Source organism: Maribacter luteus, from assembly GCF_009674825.1.
GTDB lineage: Bacteria > Bacteroidota > Bacteroidia > Flavobacteriales > Flavobacteriaceae > Maribacter_A > Maribacter_A luteus.
The window spans coordinates 171,998-193,463 of record NZ_WKJH01000030.1 but is presented as its reverse complement, the minus strand read 5'-3'; the positions used below and the strand labels follow the sequence as shown (position 1 = coordinate 193,463).

20 protein-coding genes are annotated in these 21,466 nt (G+C 38.9%); 7 read left to right on the top strand and 13 right to left on the bottom strand.

The window, feature by feature from the left end:
- Positions 1 to 43: 43 nt before the first annotated feature.
- The 3 genes from yccS (at position 44) to hisS (ending at position 4,257) form a co-directional block, all read left to right on the top strand.
- Positions 44 to 2,191, top strand: a complete 2,148-nt coding sequence (gene yccS, locus GJ691_RS18035) for a YccS family putative transporter (RefSeq protein ID WP_154369489.1) — start codon at positions 44 to 46, stop codon at positions 2,189 to 2,191.
- A gap of 152 nt (positions 2,192 to 2,343) precedes the next feature.
- Positions 2,344 to 2,820, top strand: coding sequence for a DUF6495 family protein (locus GJ691_RS18030; RefSeq protein WP_154369487.1), 477 nt, complete (start codon positions 2,344 to 2,346; stop codon positions 2,818 to 2,820).
- 60 nt (positions 2,821 to 2,880) lie between these two features.
- Entirely contained in the window at positions 2,881 to 4,257 is a 1,377-nt protein-coding gene (gene hisS / locus GJ691_RS18025; protein ID WP_154369485.1) for a histidine--tRNA ligase, read from the top strand.
- On the opposite strand, the gene GJ691_RS18020 is transcribed toward hisS, so the two are convergent.
- The gene (locus tag GJ691_RS18020; protein ID WP_154369483.1) at positions 4,252 to 4,800 is read right to left on the bottom strand and encodes an NUDIX hydrolase; all 549 of its coding nucleotides are present in this window, start codon (positions 4,798 to 4,800) and stop codon (positions 4,252 to 4,254) included. The two genes, hisS and GJ691_RS18020, sit on opposite strands and share 6 nt — an antisense overlap.
- 24 nt (positions 4,801 to 4,824) lie before the next feature.
- Positions 4,825 to 5,913: a M42 family metallopeptidase gene (locus GJ691_RS18015; RefSeq protein WP_154369481.1), complete on the bottom strand. Its 1,089-nt coding sequence runs from the start codon at positions 5,911 to 5,913 to the stop codon at positions 4,825 to 4,827.
- 104 nt (positions 5,914 to 6,017) lie between these two features.
- On the opposite strand from GJ691_RS18015, the gene GJ691_RS18010 reads away from it, so the two are divergent.
- Positions 6,018 to 6,704 (top strand): DUF4294 domain-containing protein, encoded by a 687-nt coding sequence (locus GJ691_RS18010; RefSeq protein ID WP_154370069.1) that lies wholly within the window; start codon positions 6,018 to 6,020, stop codon positions 6,702 to 6,704.
- Between the two features lie 25 nt (positions 6,705 to 6,729).
- On the opposite strand, the gene GJ691_RS18005 is transcribed toward GJ691_RS18010, so the two are convergent.
- The 11 genes from GJ691_RS18005 to GJ691_RS17955 form a co-directional block, all read right to left on the bottom strand.
- Positions 6,730 to 6,966, bottom strand: coding sequence for a DUF6095 family protein (locus GJ691_RS18005; protein ID WP_154369479.1), 237 nt, complete (start codon positions 6,964 to 6,966; stop codon positions 6,730 to 6,732).
- Positions 6,967 to 7,033: 67 nt separating this feature from the next.
- Positions 7,034 to 7,840, bottom strand: coding sequence for a DUF4249 family protein (locus GJ691_RS18000; RefSeq protein WP_154369477.1), 807 nt, complete (start codon positions 7,838 to 7,840; stop codon positions 7,034 to 7,036).
- A 3-nt stretch (positions 7,841 to 7,843) separates the two neighbouring features.
- Positions 7,844 to 10,219 carry a TonB-dependent receptor gene (locus tag GJ691_RS17995; protein WP_154369475.1) on the bottom strand — a complete coding sequence of 792 codons (2,376 nt, stop codon included), beginning with the start codon at positions 10,217 to 10,219 and terminating at the stop codon, positions 7,844 to 7,846.
- 118 nt (positions 10,220 to 10,337) lie between these two features.
- Positions 10,338 to 12,557 carry an NADP-dependent isocitrate dehydrogenase gene (locus GJ691_RS17990; RefSeq protein ID WP_154369473.1) on the bottom strand — a complete coding sequence of 740 codons (2,220 nt, stop codon included), beginning with the start codon at positions 12,555 to 12,557 and terminating at the stop codon, positions 10,338 to 10,340.
- A 691-nt stretch (positions 12,558 to 13,248) separates the two neighbouring features.
- Entirely contained in the window at positions 13,249 to 13,599 is a 351-nt protein-coding gene (rplS, locus tag GJ691_RS17985) for a 50S ribosomal protein L19 (protein ID WP_154369471.1), read from the bottom strand.
- A 133-nt stretch (positions 13,600 to 13,732) separates the two neighbouring features.
- Positions 13,733 to 14,041: a hypothetical protein gene (locus GJ691_RS17980; protein WP_154369469.1), complete on the bottom strand. Its 309-nt coding sequence runs from the start codon at positions 14,039 to 14,041 to the stop codon at positions 13,733 to 13,735.
- Positions 14,042 to 14,043: 2 nt separating this feature from the next.
- Positions 14,044 to 14,724, bottom strand: coding sequence for a tRNA (guanosine(37)-N1)-methyltransferase TrmD (trmD, locus tag GJ691_RS17975; protein WP_154369468.1), 681 nt, complete (start codon positions 14,722 to 14,724; stop codon positions 14,044 to 14,046).
- A gap of 19 nt (positions 14,725 to 14,743) precedes the next feature.
- Positions 14,744 to 15,154 carry a GNAT family N-acetyltransferase gene (locus GJ691_RS17970; protein WP_246200222.1) on the bottom strand — a complete coding sequence of 137 codons (411 nt, stop codon included), beginning with the start codon at positions 15,152 to 15,154 and terminating at the stop codon, positions 14,744 to 14,746.
- Positions 15,155 to 15,223: 69 nt separating this feature from the next.
- On the bottom strand, positions 15,224 to 15,850 hold the full coding sequence (locus GJ691_RS17965; RefSeq protein ID WP_154369464.1) for a tRNA (guanine-N1)-methyltransferase: 627 nt from the start codon (positions 15,848 to 15,850) through the stop codon (positions 15,224 to 15,226).
- A gap of 146 nt (positions 15,851 to 15,996) precedes the next feature.
- On the bottom strand, positions 15,997 to 17,445 hold the full coding sequence (locus GJ691_RS17960; RefSeq protein ID WP_154369462.1) for a glyceraldehyde-3-phosphate dehydrogenase: 1,449 nt from the start codon (positions 17,443 to 17,445) through the stop codon (positions 15,997 to 15,999).
- A gap of 128 nt (positions 17,446 to 17,573) precedes the next feature.
- Entirely contained in the window at positions 17,574 to 18,968 is a 1,395-nt protein-coding gene (locus GJ691_RS17955; RefSeq protein WP_154369460.1) for a S1C family serine protease, read from the bottom strand.
- Between the two features lie 133 nt (positions 18,969 to 19,101).
- Here GJ691_RS17955 and dapF point away from each other — a divergent pair, with 133 nt between their 5' ends.
- Genes dapF through mltG form a run of 3 tightly spaced genes read left to right on the top strand, consistent with a single transcriptional unit; the run spans position 19,102 to position 21,448 of the window.
- Positions 19,102 to 19,890, top strand: coding sequence for a diaminopimelate epimerase (gene dapF / locus GJ691_RS17950; RefSeq protein WP_154369458.1), 789 nt, complete (start codon positions 19,102 to 19,104; stop codon positions 19,888 to 19,890).
- The gene (locus tag GJ691_RS17945; protein WP_154369456.1) at positions 19,884 to 20,405 is read left to right on the top strand and encodes a GNAT family N-acetyltransferase; all 522 of its coding nucleotides are present in this window, start codon (positions 19,884 to 19,886) and stop codon (positions 20,403 to 20,405) included. Before dapF ends, GJ691_RS17945 begins: the two co-directional genes overlap by 7 nt.
- The gene (gene mltG, locus GJ691_RS17940; RefSeq protein ID WP_154369454.1) at positions 20,405 to 21,448 is read left to right on the top strand and encodes an endolytic transglycosylase MltG; all 1,044 of its coding nucleotides are present in this window, start codon (positions 20,405 to 20,407) and stop codon (positions 21,446 to 21,448) included. Before GJ691_RS17945 ends, mltG begins: the two co-directional genes overlap by 1 nt.
- Positions 21,449 to 21,466: the final 18 nt, after the last annotated feature.

Below are 21,466 nucleotides of genomic sequence, written 5' to 3'. Positions count from 1 at the left end.
ATTGTTTACTTTTGTGGTTTTTAGTACAAAAGGCATAAGGGCCATGGCAGTGAAGCGACTTTCTTTCAACTTGAAACAAATTTCTTGGTATCGGTATTATAGAAATCTGTTTTTAAAGAACCCCAATAGGCTATTAGCGTTTAAAGGAACCATCGTTATTGGTTCACTTGTTATTTTGATGATGGTTTTGGGGTTGCCATTTTATGCGGTAACATTGGGGCTTGGTGCACTTGCGGGAGCTCTCTCTGAAACCGAGGACCACCCGAACGGACGATTAAAGTCCATGGCCTTGAAAGTTTTAAGTTTTGCTATATCAAGTTTTTCGGTAGAGTTGTTACAGCCTTATCCTATCCTATTGGGGCTGGGGCTGTCCCTTTCAACGATTGCCTTCATTTTACTGGGCGGTATAAGTGAGCGTTTTCGAGGAGTGACCTTTGGAGCTTTGCTCATTGGGGTTTATACAATGATCGGGGCACCAATTAGTCCTAATTGGTATTTGCAGCCGATATTACTTTCATTAGGTGCTTTTATTTATGGCGCTTTTTCATATGTAATTTTACTTTTAAAACCTTACAGCCTCTTGAATCAACAGTTGGCAATAGGGTTTTATGCGCTATCGGATTATTTTAATGAAAAATCCAAACTTTTTCCAAGTGACGGACAACGGGATAAAGCGATAAGGGCAAAACTGGCCCTGTTGAACATACAGATCGTTGAGGCTTTGGATACTTGTAAGGAAGTTCTGAACAGCTATGGGGAGTCACTAAAAAATAAGCAACCGTTACAACCTTATTTGCACTATTTCATGGTTTTACAAGAATTGCATGAACGGGCTACTTCAAGTCATGAACGGTACGATCTATTGACTACGAACCCTGCAAATATCGAATTGATCGGGGGTATCGATCAATTACTGCACGAGTTGGCCCTTGCCACTAAAAATTTTGCTGAAAGTTTACTTACCGGTAGTCCTTACGAGCATCCCAAGGCATTAGGCTGGTTGATAGGGACCATTAACGGATTACTGAAAGCCGATAAATCAAAAGGTACGCTTTCTTTGCGTTTATTGATTAAAAACCTGACCCAGTGTAACGAAACATTAAAACATATTCATGAGAATTATGACCAGGATTCCTTGCCTAAATTAGAAAAAGATACCCGTTCCTATTTTAAAAGATTAAAATCACAATTAAATAGTAAGCACCCCAGAATGCGACATGCCTTAAGATTAAGTCTGTCTTTTTTAATTGGGTTCGCTGTCTATCAATATTTTGGTTTGGCCAAAGGGGAATGGATCGTCCTTACTATTTTGTTTGTATTGCAACCCAGTTTTAGTGAAACACGAAAACGATTGTTAGAAAGGACTATAGGTACCTTGTTGGGGGTGGTCATTGGTGTTCTGGTCATTCGATTATTCTCTTTTTCCGGGCAAATAGTGCTTTTGGTCACTTCGGCTTATTTATTTTTTATTTGGATGAAACGCCGTTACTCCGTTGGGGTTATTTTCATTACTATTTTCGTGCTGTGTGCCTTCAATATAATGTCGGATAAAGGGGTAGAGGTAATGGCGCCTCGTTTAATCAATACACTTATAGGGGCTTTTATCTCGTTTGCCGTAGTTCGCTTTTTGTGGCCCGAATGGCAGTACAAAAAATTACCCGGCTTACTAAGTGAGGTCGTTCATAAAAACACAGCTTATTTTAAGGCTATTTTAGAAGAGTATCAAAATCCGACTACCGACGATTTAAATTACAGAATAGCAAGGAGAGAAGCACATAGGGCCGATAATGCCTTGGTCAAGGTCTGGCAAAACATGCAGTTAGATCCTCAGAAACAACAACAATTGAATAAAACGGCTTTTAAGCTTACCTATCTGAACCATGCTTTGTTGTCTTATTTATCGGCTTTAGGGGCACACAGAACACAACAAAAAACGGAAACCTTACAAATATTGGTATTTGAAAATGAAATTTTAAAAGCGCTGGATGATGCCTTTAATTGGTTGACCGCACAAAACATAAAAGAAATAGAACCGATTGAAAATACACTGAGGGATATTAGCGATAAATTGCTAACTACGAACAAGGACATAACCCAAATGCAATATATCTTACTTTACAATATTGTACACGTAACCATGCAAATACTTGAGCAGGCTAAATTGTTCAACCTAACGAAAACCGCTAATTAAAGTTGGAAAATATTGAAAATAAGGAGCTAAGGGTTAATGGGTTTGTTTTGTAAAGAAGACTACCATCGTTTCCGGAGTTCGAATTATAAAGGAATACAGAAAATAATCATAAAAGCCCTGACAGAATCGTCAGGGCTTTTTATTTTTGCAGCATGAAATATAGGAGATTAACAAAGCAACAATTTGAGGAGTTGCATCAAGAGTTTATAAATTTTTTGGCAACCCAGTCCATTACAGGAGAGGAATGGAAGCAACTAAAGGCCGACAAGCCAGAAGTGGCAGAAGAGGAGTTGGATGTTTTCAGTGACCTGATTTGGGAAGGGGTCTTGAACAAGGTTACCTATTTGGAGAATATTTCGGCCCAACAAATGCATTTGTTCGAGTTGACGGACAAGGAAATGAAATTGATTTCCGTTAAGGTGATGAACCCAAAAATAGACCTACAGACAACCGTCGGGTTCAATTGGTTCAAGAAAAACTGGCAATCCGATTTTGTAGATTACCTCACGGCCTCGAAGGCCTACGGGGAAGATAAGAACCTGGATAAATTCAATTTGATCCAACAAGGCGCTGTAATCACAAAAGGTGATCTGTACAAATGGTTCGATAGTATGATCGAGGTCAATTAAAGACATTTCCGCAAAAGCAGGAAACCACAAAACCATATATTTGCATTAGAAAAATACCAAATGGCACAAAAACCTAGTATACCTAAAGGAACCAGAGACTTTTCACCTACCGAGATCGCTAAGCGCGATTATATTTTTGGGGTAGTGAAAAAGCATTTTAAGATTTTTGGATTTCAACCGATTGAAACCCCATCTTTCGAAAATTCGGAAACTCTGATGGGTAAATATGGGGATGAAGGTGACCGTTTGATCTTTAAGATTTTGAATTCGGGGGATTTTTTGAATAAGGTAGATGAGGCCACTTATAGCATAAAAGACTCAAGGTCTTTAACTTCTAAGATTTCAGAAAAAGCCTTGCGTTATGATTTGACCGTACCTTTTGCCCGTTATGTGGTCATGCACCAGAATGAAATAGATTTTCCATTTAAACGGTATCAAATACAGCCGGTTTGGCGGGCCGATAGACCTCAAAAAGGACGATTCAGGGAGTTTTACCAATGTGATGCGGACGTGGTCGGTGCAAATTCCCTTTTACAGGAAGTTGAATTGATCCAGTTGTATGATTCCGTTTTTTCAGATTTGAAATTGGAAGGGGTTACCATAAAATTGAACAACCGTAAAATACTTGCCGGTATAGCCGAGGTTATTGGGGCTCATGATAATTTGGTCAATTTCACCGTAGCCTTGGATAAATTGGATAAGATCGGGGTAGAAGGGGTCAAAAAAGAAATGTTGGCCAAAGGTATTTCTGAAGAAGCGATTACAAAGGCGGCACCACTTTTTGAACTTTCTGGGGATAATGCCTCCCAGTTACTGGCCCTGAAAGATTTATTGATCCAATCGGAACAAGGAAGTAAAGGGGTAGAGGAACTCGGATTTATCATCAATGCCATGGAGCATTTGCAATTGCAATCGGCAAATCTTGAAATCGATGTAACGCTGGCTAGAGGGCTTAACTATTATACGGGAGCCATCTTTGAGGTAGCTGCGCCAAAAGGCGTTAAAATGGGTTCAATTGGAGGCGGAGGGCGTTATGATGACCTTACGGGTATATTCGGACTTAAAGATGTGAGTGGTGTAGGTATTTCATTTGGTTTGGATCGTATTTATTTGGTTCTGGAAGAATTGGGCTTATTTCCCGAGACATTGAACAAATCATTGGATGTACTATGCATCAATTTCGGTGAAAACGAATCAATGGCGGCGTTATCTTTAGTGACCGAGCTTCGAAAGCAAGGGGTTACTGCAGATGTATACCCAAGTAAGGCCAAAATGCAGAAGCAGATGAAATATGCCAATAATCGTAAAGTTCCTTATGTGGTATTGATCGGTGAAAATGAAATGAACACCAATACTTTCGTTGTCAAGGAAATGGCCAGTGGTGAGCAATATACTTATGGCCTTGACCAAATAAATGATTTTATTAAAAGGCTATAGCTTTTTTTTAATGGCTTTGATGATTGTTTTGTAATAGTCCGCACTGTGTGGAACATATTTCTTTAGGTTGGCCAACCCCCAAGTTTCCTCAGAAAACTTTAGGAGCGGAACAAGTGATAAGGCTTCGACTTCGGAATCCTGTTTTGTTAATTGGGATAAAGGTACTTTCAACTCACAGATATATGTGTGGTGGAATTCACAATCCGTTAAGTTTTCATTGTGTTTTTGGATGGATTTGAAAACCCCGATTTTTTCTAGTTCACTAGTGGTAATCTCCAAGCCTATTTCTTCCGAAACCTCCCTAGTCGCAGAGAGTTCATAACTTTCCCCTACACCTACATGTCCGGCTACCGAAACGTCCCAAAGTAGGGGATGGGTATCCTTGTCTTTTCCTCTTTGCTGTAGTAATATTTTTCCGTTTTTGGTATAAAACCAAACATGGACCGTTGGGTGGAACAGTCCATGTTTATGTGCTTCGGATTTCATGGCCGTTTTTCCGGTGAAGTTGCCTTCAGCATCCAATATATCAACCAATTCATCCATAATAAAAATATCTAATACAGCCTATCAATCAAAATAACTGAAAGTCTCACCGTCTTTAATGTTCAGAACCGTTTCATAGATTAAACGGATTACGTTTTCAACATCGTCTTTATGTACCGTTTCCACTGTAGTGTGCATATAACGCAATGGTAAGGAGATAAGGGCTGAAGCTACGCCACCGTTGCTATAAGCAAAGGCATCGGTATCGGTTCCCGTAGATCTGGAAGCTGCCATTCGTTGAAATGGGATTTTATTGGCTTCGGCAGTTTCTATGATACGCTCCCGTAGTTTGTTCTGTACCGCTGGGGCGTAGGAAATAACAGGTCCTGCACCTATTTCGGTATGGCCCTCGGTCTTTTTCTCGATCATTGGGGTGGTCGTATCGTGGCACACATCTGTTATGATCGCAACATTGGGTTTAATGGTTTGGGTAATCATTTCCGCACCTCGCAACCCTATTTCTTCTTGAACGGAATTAGTAATGTACAATCCGAAAGGAAGTTTCTTTTTGTTTTCATGTAGTAGACGTGCAACTTCGGCTACCATAAAGCCACCGGCCCTATTATCAATAGCACGGCAAACGAATTTGTCCTTATTAAGAATTTGGAATTCATCCGGATAGGTGATTACACAACCTACATGAACACCCATTTTCTCTACTTCTTTTTTGTCTTTTGCTCCTATATCAATGAAAATATTATCGAGTTTTGGAGGTTCTTCCTTGGCTTTGTTCCTAGTGTGAATGGCCGGCCAACCAAAAACCCCTTTTACAATACCGTTTTTCGTATGGATGTTCACCCATTTAGAAGGGGCGATTTGATGGTCACTGCCTCCATTTCGAATTACGTATAAAAGTCCGTTGTCCGTTATGTAGTTCACGTACCAGGAAATTTCGTCAGAATGCCCTTCTATCACTACTTTGAATTCAGCATCCGGATTAATTACACCAACAGCAGAACCATAGGTGTCGGTAATGAAGGTGTCGACATAAGGTTTTAGATAATCCATCCAAATTTTTTGACCTTCCCATTCATAACCCGTAGGTGCTGCGTTATTGAGGTACTTTTCTAAAAAATCCATCGATTTTTTATTGAGAATTTTCTTTGAAGCCATATATAATAATTTTGTACACAAACTTAACAATATTCGATCTTAATAAGTAATAACCGTGGTTAATAATCGTTAATTTTGGCAAGGCTTTTGTATTTGGTCCCATGATGGTAAATAGATTTCTATTTTTTGTTTTCGGTCTTTTTACGCTACTTGTTTCTGCACAAGTGGAAGAACAGCCTTTGGATTCGATTGCGGAGAAAATGATCATTATAGAAGGCGATTCTATTGTCTATAGTTCCATTCCCCTCGAAGAGGTTTACGTATTCAGTAAATTGAATTTTAAATCCTATAAGGCAAAACTCAGGTATTATATTTTAAGAAGAAAGACCATTAAAGTATTCCCATATGCCAAGTTGGCCGCAGAACGATTACAGGAGCTGAACGACAGTCTTTCAAAAATAACAAAAACCCGTAAGCGTAAAAAATACACAAGGAAGGTACAAAAGTACATTGAAGGCGAATTTTCAGATGAGCTTAAGAAAATGACCCGGACCGAGGGACAGATACTTGTTAAACTTATTTATAGGCAAACCGGTCATACAGCTTTTGGATTAGTAAAGGAATTGAGAAATGGTTGGCGTGCTTTTTGGTACAATACCACGGCAAAAATGTTCGATATTAGTTTAAAAGAGGAATACGACCCGAAAAATGTTGAGGAGGATTATCTAATTGAGGATATTTTACAGCGTGCTTTTGCTGCTGGTAAGTTGGAACGCCAGAAATCCGCTTTGGATTTTGATTATATGGATTTAGAGAACAGGTGGAACTCGGTAAGTTCAAAAAGCAACTGAACGAACTTAATTAAATATTTTGGGGTTATTTCTTCTTTTTCGGGGTATTGAACAAGGCGTTCATAATTATATGAACACTGTAAAAACCCATTGCAATAGCTGCTATGGCTAAAATAATACCAAAAATGAGTACGGGGATATATAGGAAATGCCCGTGGTTTTTAAAAGCTTGCCATAATACCACTGGAGCGGTAAACATTAAAATAAAGGTGTAAATAAAGTGTTTTACCCCTTTGACTAAAAGGTCTCTATCGGTTTTCATGATAATGGAAATCTTGCTGTAAAAATATCAAATCTGACTTAATGTACATGGTTAAAAGGAGTCATATTTATTCTATGGTAACCGTTTCTTTATATTCTTGGCATAAAGCAAAATAACCCAGTGCAATATTATTGGCATCCGTCAGGTTAACAATGTTTCCCCTAACCGTAGCAGCTGGTGTAGAAAACGGTCCTTGGTCCCCACCACTTTGAACGATCAATTGGTTCATGTAGTTGTAAAAGGCTTCATCTGTGCCTAAAATACTTATTTCCAATTCCCTGCCAGGTTCTAGTCCGTCTTCATAGAAATAAGAAAATTCAAAGGACTGTCCTTGGTAAAAGGTATCTTCGGATACGAGGTATTTATCAAAATCAAAATCAAAAAGGTAGAAATCATCACGAGTTGCTTCATCGGTATATGAAACTACTATTTCGGTTTCATCCTCAGAGAATAAAGAGCCATCTCCTTGTCTTAAGTCATCAAATGGTACGGTGGGCACAAAGGAGGTAGTTGCCTCATATTGTTCGTTATTATATGTGATGTTCAATTGATATTCTCCTTGTGTCAGTGCTTCCGTAGGCCAATTAATAACATAAATACCAGATCCCAACGGCTGTTCTTCAAGTTCTGCTGTAATATTGGTCGTGGTACTCATAAGTTGTATGTCGTCTAACACGGCCGGACCTATTTCCTCAAAGAAAGATGTGGTTTCGGTGGCCTTGACCTCAATTCGGGTAGAAGATAATCCGGTATCGATACGAATCAGTGCATCGATGGACAAGCGGGTGGTATCTGTAGGTACATTTACTTCGATAACATCCTCACAGCTTAACGAAATAAATAATAGGGTCAATATTAATATATATTTTTTCATGGCCTAAAATTTAAAATTATAGGTTACTGCCGGTACGATTCCGAATATCGAAGTGCGAACCGCTTCATTCACATTGGTATCTTCATTTCTACTAAAAGAAATGGATGCGGCATTTTTTCTGTTGTAAACATTATAAAGGCTAAATACCCATTCTCCCTGTAATTTTCGATTCTTATTCTTTCTGGGCGTAAGACTTGCCGAAAGGTCAAGACGATTATAACTGGGTAACCTTTCCTGGTTTCGTTCTCCGTAATAGGGAACGGTCATTCCTTGAAATTCATATTGGCCAATGGGGTAATTCGTGGGTTGTCCCGTTTGAAAAACAAAATTGGCATTAAAACTCCATTTTTCATTCAAGTCATAATTTCCGTAAACCGAGATGTCATGCGTTTTGTCATAGGGGGTATTGTACCATTTACCGTTATTGATCCCTGTTTCAGATGAATTTCTTCCAGGGGTTCTCTGTTCTGATTTTGACAAGGTATATGCAAGCCATCCTTGTAGTTTACCCATATTCTTTCGAAATAGGAATTCCAATCCATAGGCCCTTGCTTCACCATTCAGGATAACTTGTTCAATGGCATCATTCGCAATAAGGTTTGCCCCATCAATATAATCGATACGGTTTTGAATGTCTTTGTAGAACAACTCTGTCTCTACAGAGTAATCGCCTTCTTTAAGGTTTTGAAAATACCCCATAGCATATTGATCCAAGAGTTGGGGTTCTATAAAAGGGCCACTAGGTGTCCAAACATCCAAAGGAGTGGGCGAACTGGTATTCGAAATCAAATGCAGGTATTGTGCTAAACGGGTGTAACTGGCTTTAAGAGAGCTATTATCATTTATTAGGTACGATAAGCTGAACCTTGGTTCAAGATTGGTGAACTTGGCCAAACTTTCACTTCTCTTAGGGGTTAAAACATCTATAGGGTCGGCTTCTTGGTAAATTTGAATCGTGGAATTGAAAAGAACCGGGTTATTATTTTCATAAACATTCAATTCGTCTTGTCCCAAACGGTTGAAATAACTGAGTCTCAAGCCATAACCCAGACTGAGTTTTGGGGTCACCTGGTGTTCCACATCCACATAGGCTGCAAACTCATTGGCGTATTTTTGAATGAGTTGGTCTTCAAGAATTCCCGAACTGGAATTACTGGGTTCTATTTTACCGGGATTAAAGCGATAATAGATATTGTTAAGACCGTAATTAATACGAAGTTGATCATTAAGATAATGCTTCAGGTCGTACTTTACATTGAAATTTTGAATTCCCGAATTCCAATTGAAACCAACAAAATCCAACTTAAGTCCATAATAATAATCGGAATAGATCAAAGAAAGATTGGAAAACAGTTTACTGGAGAACAAGTGGTTCCAACGGAAATTGCCTACGGCATTTCCATAGGTGTTTACAAAACTATCGCTGATACTGAAGACATCCCTGCCGAAATAACCCGACAAAAATATGTTGTTGTTCGGGTTTATCTTAAAGTTTATTTTGGTGTTCAGGTCATAAAAATATGCTGTATTGTCAACATCGAAAAGGGGTAGGAACAGGTGGGCATACGACGATCTACCGCCGATTAGGAAGGCGGCCTTGTCTTTTTTCAAAGGGCCTTCAACCAGTAGACGACTGGCAACCAAGCCAATTCCGCCGTTTACTTTGAGTTCTTTACTATTTCCTTCTTTCTGAAAGATGTCGAGTACCGAAGAAAGCCTACCCCCGTAGCGTGCAGGAATGCCCCCTTTATATAATTTGATGTCTTTTATGGCATCGGGATTGAATACCGAGAAAAAACCGAAAAGATGTGAAGAGTTGAAAATAGTGGCCTCGTCGAGTAGAATAAGATTCTGGTCCACGGCACCACCCCTAACATTGAATCCTGAAGAACCTTCCCCGGCATTTGTTACACCCGGTAGTAGTAAGATAGATTTGATAACGTCGGCTTCGCCCAAAATAACCGGAATTTTCTTGATGGTGCCTACTGACATGGTGTTTACGCTCATTTGAGGTTTGCGTATATCCATTTTATCACTGGTATCGGTAACGATGACTTCGTCCAATTGCTCAGCTTCTTCAACCATAAGAAAATTCAATTTACTGTTTTCTGTTAGATTGATGCTTTGTATTTGATCTTGGAACCCTAGATAACCTACTTGTATTTGGTATTCCCCTTTGGGCAATGTAATGGAATAAAAGCCGTATTCATTCGTGGTAACGCCGGTATTAAGTTCTGGGACGGCTATGGTTACCCCGATCATGGTTTCGTTGCTCGAGGCTTCCGAGACCGTGCCACTGAGTGTGAATTTTTGCTGGGAAAAGAGAAGACAGGAAAAAAGGAAATATAAACTGGAAAAACAGAGCAGCCTTTTATTCATTGATACGAATTTTAGTAAAAATAAAAAGAATTAAAAGGATTTTAATGTATTAACGTTTATTTAAAATAAAAAACCCTTGGCGCTGACCAAGGGTTTTTATGATTTGAATATTACTACGTTAAATGCCCTTTAATATGGCATTTAGAGTATTACTTGGTCTCATTGCACGGGCAACAAGGTCAGCGTTGGGCAAATAGTACCCCCCGATGTCTTGAGGACTGCCTTGGGCGTCTAATAATTCTTTGACTATCTGGGATTCTTTGCCTTTCATTTCTTCTGAAACTTTAGAAAAAACATTTTTTAGGGCAGTATCCTGATCTTGGTTGGCAAGGGCCTCTGCCCAATACATGGCCAAATAGAAATGACTTCCCCGTGTATCCAATTCCATTACTTTACGTGAAGGTGATTTATCGTTCAACAAGAATTTTTCAGTAGCCTTGTCAAGGGTGTCACCTAAAATACGTGCTTCAGGATTGTTGTTCTTTTCACCGTAAAAGTCCAAAGAGACACCTAATGCAAGGAATTCCCCCAAGGAATCCCAACGTAGATGGCCTTCTTCCAAAAATTGCTCTACGTGCTTAGGAGCGGAACCTCCCGCACCGGTTTCAAAAAGTCCGCCTCCGTTCATAAGAGGTACTATTGAAAGCATTTTAGCACTTGTGCCTACTTCAAGAATAGGAAAAAGATCCGTTAAGAAATCACGAAGAACGTTACCTGTTACAGAAATCACGTCTTTACCTTCCTTAATTTGTTTTAAGGTAAAATTTGTGGCTTCGATCGGGGAAAGAATTTTTATGTCCAAACCTGATGTATCATGGTCTGGTAAATAAGAATTTACTTTTTTGATCAATTCCCTGTCATGGGCCCTTTCATTATCTAACCAAAAAACAGTAGGGATTTCAGAGGCACGCGCTCTGGATACAGCTAATTTTATCCAATCTTGAATTGGGGCATCCTTTACTTGGCACATTCTCCAAATATCCCCTTTTTCAACTGTGTGTTCAATTAAAATTTCTCCGGAATTAATATCCACGATGGCTACCTTACCGTCATTCGCGATTTCGAAGGTTTTATCGTGGGAGCCATACTCCTCGGCTTTTTGGGCCATAAGTCCAACATTGGGTACAGTACCCATAGTAGTTGGGTCAAAAGCTCCGTTTTCTTTGCAAAAATCAATGGTTGCGGAATAAATACCCGCATAGCTGCTATCGGGAATAACGGCTTTTGTGTCTTGTGCTTTACCTTGCGCATTCCACATTTGACCTGAATTTCGGATCATTGCTGGCATTGAGGCATCAATAATAACATCGCTGGGCACATGAAGGTTGGTTATGCCTTTATCGGAATTGACCATGGCCAAATCAGGTCCTTGATCAATGGCTTTCTTGATATCATTTTCAATCTCAGTCTTTTTATCCCCGGGCAACTCATCCAATTTATCCAATAAACTTTCCAATCCGTCATTGGCACTAATGCCTATCGCATCAAAGTCAGATTTGTATTTGGAGAATACATCTTTAAAAAAAACCTTTAAGGCATGGCCAAAAATGATAGGGTCGGAAACCTTCATCATTGTGGCTTTCATATGTATGGAGAATAAAACGCCTTTTTTCTTGGCATCTTCAATCTGTTCGGTCAAAAAAGCAACCAACGCTTTTTTGCTCATAACCGTACCATCGATGATTTCACCTGCCAAAAGGGGAATGTCCTCTTTTAGAACGGTAACGGTACCATCATTGGCTTTCAATTCAACCTTTACATTGGTGGCTGAAGGGAGGGTGACCGATTTTTCGTTCGATTTGAAGTCCCCATGATCCATAGTGGCTACATGCGTTGCAGAATCTTTGCTCCAGGCACCCATTGAATGTGGATTCTGTTTCGCATAGTTTTTTACTGCCTTAGGGGCCCTACGGTCAGAATTCCCTTCGCGAAGTACGGGGTTTACCGCACTACCTTTTATTTTGTCGTATCTTATTTTGATTTGTTTATCCGCATCGTTTTTTGGGTCATCCGGATAATCGGGGAGGGCATACCCTTTGCTCTGTAGTTCTTCGATCACCTCGTTCAATTGAGGGATAGAAGCACTGATATTCGGTAATTTGATAATGTTCGCTTCTGGCATTTTTGCCAGTTTCCCTAAGGATTCCAGGTCATCATCTTTGCGCTGGTCCTCCGTTAAGAATTCGGGAAATGCAGCAAGTATTCTAGCTGCTAAAGAGATATCCTTAGTTTCAACGGTAATGCCCGAGGTCTTGGTAAAAGCTTGCACTATAGGTAAGAAAGATTGGGTTGCTAAGGCTGGCGCCTCATCTGTTTTGGTATAAAAAATTTTTGGCATTTAAAAAAGTTTTAATTTTAGTGCTGTAAATATACAATTTTATGGTTGCCACCAGTTTTTGGGTCGCCTATAATTTATAAAGAATAAACATAATTTTGTGAAGTGGAAAATTGTTCTTGGCAGACCTTGAGCATTAAATAAACAAAAGCCATATCACTGTACGAGTACAATTGATATGGCTTTTTAGAAATAGTTTGAAAATATATGTTCTGAATTTACATCAAAACCGCAACCAATGATTGCCATCTCCAAAACCATTTCAACGTTTGTAATACGTGATTGTTCTTAATTTTTCAACCAAGCAACTCCTTTGTATTACTTCTTACTGTTCAAATATCCCATATTTAATATATAACCTAAAGTTTTACATCTATATAAAGACATTAACACTTATACCTTGTGGACTTTACCCCTCGGTTTTATGTTGTTTTAGCTTTCGATAATTTTTAGAACGAATTCTATAACCTCTACTAACTAAGACCGAACAATAATATAAAGAACGTAAACTTTATAATGGTTCAATAATTTACCTCTAAGGGCTTTTCTTAAACCATGAAGTAAATATAAGATGAATATACCGTAATTCAAAGAATTAAAAATCAACACCTTATGAACTTAGGTTATTAACAATTGTTCATAAAAAAACACCTCATGGTAGTGAGGTGTTTTTAAATTATATTGTAGCTCTTTTTTAAGAACGAACTTCCTTGATTCTTGCTTTCTTACCAGTAAGACCTCTGAAGTAGTAAATTCTAGCTCTACGTACTTTACCTTTTTTGTTAACTTCAATTTTCTGCAAAGCAGGCAAATTGATTGGGAATATACGCTCAACGCCAATAGTACCTGACATTTTACGAATAGTAAAGGTTTCTGTCGCTCCAGTACCTCTTCTTTGGATTACTACCCCTTTAAAGAACTGGGTACGTGTTTTCTCACCTTCTTTAATCTCATAGTATACGGTAATCGTATCACCGGCAGAGAATTCAGGAAATTCTTTTTTAGAAATGAACTCGTTTTGTACGAAGTTGATTAATGATTCCATTGTTTTCTTTTACAATTAGATTAGACTAACATTCACGATTTTCGTCAGAGGTTAATTTAACAGGGTGCAAAAATACGCTATAAATTAAAACCCACAACATTTTGACTTATTTTTTCTTTCCCTGTTCGAGTTTTTATTTTTTTGGAGTTGCCAGCACGTTCATTGCGAACCCTATGGCAAAAACGATAATGAAAATGCTACTTGCTATAGATAAAAGTCCTTGTGTTTTGACTATTTCCATACTACCCATGGTTCCTGCCAGTACGCTTAAAAGTGGTCGTGAAAGAAAAATCATTGTACCCAATAGGCTCCCTATGGTCATTAGGAGTGTTCCTATGGATTTTAGTTTTACGTAATAAGCGATCGAAAAAACCAAGATGGCCGCTTGTGCCAAGAATCCGAATACTCCTCCGATAGTAAAATAAATTTCGTAGCTCTCCATGTTTATTGATCTTTTAGAAGGTCTGGTCGTAATCTTTTTGTTCTATTGTAAGCTTCATTTTCCCGCCATTCCTCGATTTTAGGAAAATTGCCGCTAAGGAGAACTTCGGGGACTTTTAGTCCTTTGTATTCTGATGGTCGTGTGTAAACGGGAGGTGCAAGCAAATTGTCTTGAAAGGTATCGGTTAGTGCGGAAGTCTCATTACTGAGTACGCCGGGAATAAGACGAATAACGCTATCACATACGATGGCAGCTGCCAATTCACCACCGGAAAGCACATAATCCCCAATAGAGATTTCTTTGGTGATAAAGGCATCCCGAACCCTTTGGTCCACTCCTTTGTAATGACCGCATAGAATGATGATATTTTCAACCAAAGACAATGTGTTGGCGGTTTTCTGGTTTAAAGTTTCCCCATCAGGGGTCATATAGATGATTTCATCATAATCCCGCTCTGCTTTTAAGGCAGAAATACATTTGTCTATAGGCTCAATCATTAATACCATTCCTGCACCGCCACCAAATTGATAATCATCAACCTGGTTGTAACTTTTATCGGTATAGTCACGTAAATTATGCATATGAACTTCTACCAAGCCTTTCTCAATGGCTCGCTTTAAAATGGAAGCTTCAAACGGACTCTTCAATAATTCTGGTAATACGGTAATGATATCTATACGCATGTTAGATGGTAAATCTGATTTATTCTGGGGTCCAAAAGTAATGAAAACAATCAATGTCTTTCTTCCAGCCCAGTTTTTCATATAATTTCTGTGCGGGGTTATCGATGGCCGTCTCCAGGGCAAGGCCTTTTGCACCTTCTGCCATACAGAATTCCTTGGCTCTGTTCAACAGGGCTTCTCCGATTTGCCTATTTCTAAAGTCATTAAGCACGAATAAATCGTTCAAGACAAAAAAAGGCTGCATTGAGACTGAGGAAAACATGGGATAGAGTTGCGTAAAGGCTACAGGCTTATTTTTATGATATGCAAGAAAAATAACGGACTCATTCTTTCGGAGACGTTTTGTTAAATATTCCTTTGCACCATTTATGTCACTTTCTTGTTTATAGAATATGCGATATTGGTCGAATAAGGGAATTATTTGTTCCATATCCTTTAAAGTTGCTTTTTCAATCCGCATCATACCTCTTGCAAAAAAAAGCTCCGTTAGGAGCTTTGATTATTTTGATTTTTTATACTTATTTATCTCATCTTGCAGTTGTCTACTTATTTTTTGTTCCCTTTCCAAGGCCCTTCGTCTATGATCCTCATATTCGATTTCGAGCTCTGAAAGAGCGGTTTTGGCTTCTTGAGTCAGTATATTGCTTCTTCTGAACTTGTATACAAAAAGAAGGAAGAACAAGAGAAGGCACCCGATAATCGTCCAAAGAATGAAATTGTAAGTGCCTTTGGAAACAAGTATGCCGAAAAACGACATACTGTCCTTTTCCTCAGTTACAGAGGCCAAACTATTGGTTGTTTCCTCCAATTTTTTGTTCAAAGAGGAAATGGTTACTTCATGGCCCGAAATAGTGGCATTGAGTTCTGCGGCCTTTTTACTGGCAGCACTTAGTGAATCCAATACGTTCTTGCGTAATTTATCCAGTGATATGATCCTGACTACCTCATATCGTTTTCCATCAGCCCTATAATTGCCCGATTTCGTATAGATATAATCGAACTGGCTATCTATGGTACCTTTGTCCAGGGATAATTCTTCAGTTGTTGTCGTTTCTTCTTGGGCATTATGTAGGTTAAATGAAAATAAAGCCAATAAAAGAAGTAGTGTTTTTAGTAAACCTTTCATTTTAAAAGAGTTCTAGTTTTAGTAAATGATTTAGAGGGAACTAAAGTACTTCAATATTATCAATTTAGAAAGAAAATTGATCATATGCTACTTATACCTAATGAACGGTACGGTTCCTTTTTAATTGTATCTTTTATACGTAAAGTTTAATAATAGGTAAATCTACGCACCTTGGCAATATACTTGGCCAAACGTATCACTTGATGGGAATAACCATATTCATTGTCATACCAAATATAAAGCACGATATTTTTACCGTTTTCAGAAACAATGGTCGCTTTGCTGTCATAGATAGATGGTGCGGACGTCCCCACAATGTCAGAAGAAACCATTTCCTTACTGAGTGAGAATTTTATTTGTTCTACAAGATCACCTTCAAGGGCATATTTCTTTAAGATGGTGTTCAGCCCTTCCAGTGAGGTACTGTTTTTAATATCCAGATTTAAAATGGCCAATGATCCATTGGGCACGGGAACACGAATGGCATTCGATGTTAATTTTCCATCTAAGGAGGGTAATGCCTTGGCAACAGCTACCCCGGCCCCTGTTTCTGTTATGACCATATTCAAGGCAGCTGCGCGGCCTCTTCTATATTTACCGTGCATGTTGTCTACCAGATTTTGGTCATTCGTATAGGCGTGTATGGTTTCTAAATGTCCTTTTTTTATTCCCAACGAATCTTCGACCACCTTTAGAATCGGGGTAATGGCATTGGTGGTACAGGATGCTGCGGAGAATATATCGTTATTGTCCGGGTCATATTCCAAATGGTTAACGCCATGGACTATATTGGGTACTTCTTTTCCAGGAGCTGTCAGCAATACCTTGGAAATACCTTTGGATTTTAAATGTCGGGATAATTGTTCTTTGTTTCTGAAAGCTCCGGAGTTGTCTATCATAAGTGCGTTGTTAATGCCATATATGCTATAATCAACATCTTCTGGTTGATTGGCACTTATTATATGTACCGTAGTGCCATTGATAATCAAGGCACTATTTTTGGCGTCAATCTCCACAGTTCCTAAAAACCTGCCATGTACTGAATCGGTACGTAGTAAGTTCGCTCTTTTTTCAAGGATATCTTTAGAAATGCTACCGCGGGTAACGATGGCTCTTAGTCGTAATTGGTTGCCCTTTCCGGTTTTGGCCATTAATTCACGGGCCAATAACCTACCAATACGACCAAAACCATATAGAACAACATCCTTGGGTTGTATTTCTTTTGCACTTTGGGCATTTTTTAATTTGCCGAAGACAAAGGCCTTAATATCATTATAGTTATTGTCTTCAGAATGATATTCATAGGTTAATTTACCAATATCCAACTTTGCTGGCGGAAGTTTAATATCCTTTATGGCCCTTAATATTTCAATGGAATCGAAAATGGAAATCGGTTTCTGTACAAATTCACCGGCATATTCATGTAAGTGAATGATATCGCTTACACTTCTGTCAATAATCTGGTTTTTGAACAAAACAACTTCAATAGCTTTGTCGTACCATAAGTCACTGGTGATTTTTATGAATTCGGTGGTTGCTTTTCTACGATCGGCCTGGAAGGCCAGTTCTTTTTCGTATGATTTTGTGTTTGACATAATTTGTTAAGTTGAGTTCTAGTTTTTCCAAAAATATATATTTCAAACGTTATAGTTACTCAACTTCGTATCAAAAAAAACACCCTGACTTTGGTCAGGGTGTCTTGTTTTTTAGAAAAATATTGGGTTTACTGGAAGATAAGCCGTTCTTTTTCCCCTTTTTTGTTGATCATGGTTATACTTGTTTTTCCATATCTGGAAATACGGCCAAAAAGTGTCTTGGCTTCTTGTATATCGTTTATTTCCTCGTTATCCACAGAAAGAAGTACTTTTCCGTCTAGACCGTAACCACGATAGGTTTCAGGTACCCCGACTATTTTAACCCCTTTTTTGGTCTTGAAGGCTTTCTGGTCCTTCTCGGTCAGGTTTTTTACCTCAAGTCCCATTACGGGAACGAATAAGGTTTGTCTTTCCTTGATAGTAACCGGTAGCGTCAATTGTTCCCCTTCACGATCAATGGTTACATTCAATTCGTCACCTGGTCTTTTGGTTGAAAGGTAACCGGTTAAATCGGCAAATTTATGTACTTCGATTTCATCGATGGCTTTGATTATATCCCCTGCCTTTAGATCTGCTTCATCCGCGCCGGATTCTTCTTCAATGTCCTCGATATAAACACCATCAATTTCATTTATTCCTTTTTCAATGGCATAAGGGGTGTTTATCGAAACTGTTTTTATGCCTAAAACGCCTTTTTGAACACTTCCGAATTCCATAATATCATCAATGACTTTCTTTGCAATATTGCTGGGAACCGCAAAAGAATAACCTACGTATGATCCTGTTTGCGAAGAAATAGCAGTATTGATTCCGATTAGGTCGCCGTTGGTGTTTACCAAAGCCCCACCACTGTTTCCTGGATTCACCGCTGCATCGGTCTGTATGAACGATTGGTTATTGTTCATTAGCGCTCGTGCCTTTGCACTCACTATACCAGCTGTTACTGTAGAGGTTAGATTAAAGGGGTTGCCAACGGCCAATACCCATTCACCGACCTTTACATGGTCAGAATCCCCAAAAGCTAAATACGGCAAAGGTCTTTTCGCGTCTATTTTTAATAAAGCGATATCAGAATTTGGATCAGTACCGACCAATTCCGCGTCGTATGTTTTATTGTTATTCAAGGTCACTTGTAATTGACTGGCCCCTTTAATTACATGATTATTGGTCACTATGTGTCCGTCTGGCGATATAATAACACCGGATCCCGTTCCTATCTGTGCTTTTTGGTTGCCTTCGTATCCGTAGAAAAACTCCATTAAACTAGATGGTCCCCTGCTGATCGTTACATTTTTTACGTGTACTACTGCATTTACGGTGGTCTCTGCTGCCGAAGTAAAATCAACTTCATTGATGCCTGCGCCTTTTGCAGAGGTCGGTGAGTAGCTGGAATTGATTATGGATGATGAATTATCATCGGTCACAACTGCATAATTCGTTCTTTCGAAAAATAGTTTGTAAGCGCCTAATGTAATCGCCCCTGCAAAAAGTGCAATAACGAATGAACTCCCTATTTTCTTCATACTTAAATAATATTTTGTTAATACACTATTATATAAATTCATTGTAAAATTAATAGAATTTGATATTCTCCATTTGGAGTTTAACTACTTTTTAACTGCCAATAAACCCTTAAAATTACGCTATATTTGGGGCATGGAAATAAATACAGCACTTACTTTTTATAAATATCAGGGAACAGGAAATGATTTTGTCATGGTTGACAATCGTACGGATAGCTTTCCTAAAAACGACACTGAATTGGTTGCCAAGCTTTGTGACAGAAGGTTCGGAATAGGTGCCGATGGACTCATCCTTTTGGAGAATGATCCTACTTTGGATTTTAAAATGGTTTATTACAATGCAGACGGGAACGAAGGTTCAATGTGTGGTAATGGGGGGCGCTGTTTGGTGGCTTTCGCGAATTTTCTGGGCATTTTTTCCTCAGAAACCAAATTCAATGCTGTAGATGGGGCGCACTCCGCTACCATAGAAGGTGATATCGTGGAACTTAAAATGGGTGATGTAACTGAAATTAAAATAAAACCCAATTATTACTTCCTTAATACGGGCTCTCCCCATCATGTGCAATTAGTCAGCGAAATACAAGACCTTGACGTTTTTAAAGAAGGCTCAAAGTTGAGGTATGGGCTCTATGGTGAAAAAGGTAGTAATATCAATTTCGTAGAACCTTTAGACAATGGTGCTTTTGCTGTGAGAACCTATGAACGAGGGGTTGAGGACGAGACCCTTTCTTGTGGCACTGGAGTAACGGCAGTAGCTATTGCAATGCATAAGTCGGGTAGGGTTTCATCAGACATTGTAAATATCGAGGCCCAAGGCGGTAAGCTGCAGGTTCGGTTCTCTGTTGATGCTAAAGGGTATTCGAACGTACATCTAAAAGGTCCGGCAACACAAGTTTTTAAAGGTGAGGTTAAATGGTAAACTTGCAAGGGGAACATATTCGTTTAAGGGCACTTGAACCTACGGATCTTGACTTTCTTTATGAGTTGGAGAATAATACCGATCTTTGGGAAATCAGCGGAACCACAACACCGTATTCCAAGCATGTCTTGAAACTTTATTTAGATAATGCCCATCGGGATATCTATGATGTAAAGCAGTTGCGATTATGTATTGTTAAAGAAAATAAGGTGGTGGGACTAATTGATTTATTCGATTTTGATCCACAGAATAAAAGAGTAGGAGTAGGGATAGTGGTCTTGGATGATAAAGAAAGAAATAAAGGAATTGGTACTGAAGCTGTCTCCCTTTTGACCGATTACGTTTTTCAGGTTTTGGGGCTTCGACAGTTATATGCCAATGTTTTGGAGGAAAATGCTGCCAGCCTTTATCTGTTCAAGAAACTGGGATTTGTTGAAGTTGGCATAAAAAAAGATTGGATTTTTTCTAACGGTATGTTCAAAAACGAAATATTACTACAAAAGATTAAGGCGTAATGTATATTAAGAGGATTTTATTGTTATTGGTCTTATTGGGATTGGTTATCGGTGGTTTTTTTGCTTATAAGGTGTATGATGCGGTATTTTCACCGAATACCGATTTCAATAATGAAGAAGCCTTCGTTTACATACCTACTGGGGCGAATATTCAGGATGTTAGTCTGTTATTGTCTCCATTACTCAAAGATACGGGGTCGTTTGTCCAGATTGCCGAACGCAAAGGTTATGCCTCAAACATCAAAGGAGGAAAATACAGTATTAAGAAGGGGATGGGCAATAATGATATCGTAAATTCATTAAGGAGTAAGAACATTCCAGTGAAGGTATCGTTCAATAATCAAGAGACATTGGCAGATTTGGCCGGGCGGATATCTTCCCAGATTGAACCGGATAGCCTTGCATTGCTAAAAGTTTTGGGGGATTCGGAATTTTATTCGGCCAACGGTTTCAATGGTGATAATCGGATAGCCATGTTCATTCCCAATAGTTATGAATTTTTCTGGAATACCTCTGCCGAAAAATTCAGGGATCGAATGTTAAAAGAATACAACCGATTTTGGAATGAGGAAAGAAGGGGCAAGGCGAAAGCTTTGGGGCTCACACCGAATGAAGTAGTTTCCCTGGCGTCTATAGTACATAAAGAAACGGCCAAGGTTGATGAACGTCCTAGGGTGGCCGGCGTATATTTAAACAGAATCCGGAAGAATATAAAACTACAGGCGGATCCTACGGTAATATTCGCTTTAAAAAAGCATACAGGAAACTTTGATACGATAATAAAAAGGGTTTTGTACAAAGACCTGGAGATAGATTCCCCGTACAATACCTATAAATATGCAGGTATTCCACCAGGACCGATTACCATGCCCGATATTTCTGCAATAGAGGCTGTTTTGAATCCGGAAAATCACGGTTATTATTATTTTGTCGCCAATGTGGAAAACTTCGGATATCATAAATTCGCAAAAACACTTGCGCAACACAACCGAAATAAAGCGCAGTACGTCCGATGGATTAATAGTCAAAACATTAATAGATAGGTAAATAATCGAAATTTA